General features: G+C 74.1%; 2 protein-coding genes. Both read left to right on the plus strand.

What is annotated here, in order from left to right; translation table 11 throughout:
* Nucleotides 1-637: cobaltochelatase subunit CobN (locus A612_RS01985; RefSeq protein WP_019372937.1), on the plus strand; the 637-nt coding region annotated here is incomplete at its 5' end.
* 29 nt (nt 638-666) lie between these two features.
* Nucleotides 667-1,790 (plus strand): magnesium chelatase ATPase subunit I (locus tag A612_RS01990; RefSeq protein ID WP_019372938.1); only part of this gene is annotated, 1,124 nt, incomplete at its 3' end.

Raw genomic sequence — 1,790 nt, forward strand, 5'->3', positions numbered from 1 at the left:
CGGCAGCCAGCACGCCTATGGCCAGGACGACGCGGGCAGCGCTGCCGCCGACGTGCTGCCGCTGCGCTTGGCAGGCATGGACGCGGTGCTGCACAACCAGGACAGCCGCGAACACGACATTCTCGACTCGGGCGACTACTACCTGTTCCAGGGCGGCATGGCCGCCAGCGTGCGCCACCTGTCGGGCCAGCAACCGGCGCTCTACCACGGCGACCACGGCAACCCGGCCCAGCCGCGCGTGCGCACGCTGCGCGAGGAGATCGGCCGCGTGGTGCGCGCTCGCATGGTCAACCCGAAGTGGATCGCCGGCGCCCGGCGCCACGGCTACAAGGGCGCCTTCGAGATGGCCGCAAGCGTGGACTACCTGTTCGGCTTCGACGCCACCACGCGCGCCGTGGGCGACCACCACTACGCGATGGTCAGCGACGCCTATGTGCTCGACGCGGACAACCGCGCCTTTCTGGAGCAGCACAACCCACAGGCGCTGACCGACATCCTGGCACGGCTGCGCGAGGCCATCGCCCGCGGCCTGTGGCAGGAACCCGGCAGCTACGCGGAGCGGCTCGACGCACTGGCGCTGGCACACGACGAGGCCATGGAGGGCGCAGCCCCGGCCAGCGCACCAGCCCGGAGCTGAAACGCCATTCCCTGCAGGAATCCATGACGATGACAGAGATACAGACCCGCGCGGACAAGCTTCCGCGCCACGGCGCCACGGCCCCTCCGCCATTTCCCTTTGCTGCCATCGCCGGTCAGCCGGAATTGACCCGGGCACTGCTGCTGGCGGCCATCGACCCGGGGATCGGCGGCGTGCTGATCGAAGGTCCGCGCGGCACGGCCAAGTCCACGGCCGCGCGCGCGCTGGCCGAGCTCCTGGCGCCGGCGCCCTTCGTCACCGTGCCGCTGGGGGCCGCCCTGGAACACCTCACCGGCACCCTCGACCTGCAGCAGGCGCTGGCGGACCATGCCGTGCGCTTCGCGCCCGGGCTGCTGGCGCGCGCACACGGCGGCGTGCTGTACGTGGACGAGATCAACCTGCTGCCCGATGCGCTGGTGGACGTGCTGCTCGATGCCGCCGCCAGCGGCCTGAACATCGTCGAGCGCGACGGCATCTCGCACCAGCATGCGGCGCGCTTCGTGCTGGTCGGCACCATGAACCCCGAGGAGGGCGAGCTGCGCCCGCAGCTGCTCGATCGCCTGGGCCTGGCGGTGCGGCTGGCGAACGTCGGGCAACCCGCGCTGCGCCAGGCCATCGTGCGAGCGCGCCTAGCCTTCGATGCCGACCCCGCCGGCTTCGCCGCCCGGCACGCTCCCGCGCAGCAGCAGCTGGCCCGGCGCCTGGCCACCGCCCGGTCCCGGGCCGCCGACGCGCAGGCGCTGCCCTGGAGCGATGCCGTGCACGCTGCCGTCAGTGAACTGTGCCTAGCGGCCCGGGTGGACGGACTGCGCGCCGACCTGGTGATGCTGCGCGCGGCACGCGCCCTGGCCGCCTGGGAGGATGCGGACGAGGTGCTGCCGGAGCACGTGCGGCAGGTCGCCGAGCTGGTGCTCGCCCACCGGCGCCAGGCGGGCGAGCCGGTCCCGCCGCAGGCGCCCTCCCCTCCTGCCGCGCCACCGGCGGCGCCGACCGCACCCACCGGCGGAGCGGCGCCTCCCCCCTCCGGCGCCGACCCGGCACCGGCACCGCCCTTGCCGGACACCGGCAGTGCGGCTGGCCAGGCGGATAACGGGACGGCCGGCGAGGCCGATTGGGGGGCCCTCGCGCCCGAGCCGGTGGCCATCGCCGCCGT

It is taken from the genome of Melaminivora alkalimesophila, from assembly GCF_000282995.1.
GTDB classification, from domain to species: domain Bacteria; phylum Pseudomonadota; class Gammaproteobacteria; order Burkholderiales; family Burkholderiaceae_C; genus Melaminivora; species Melaminivora alkalimesophila.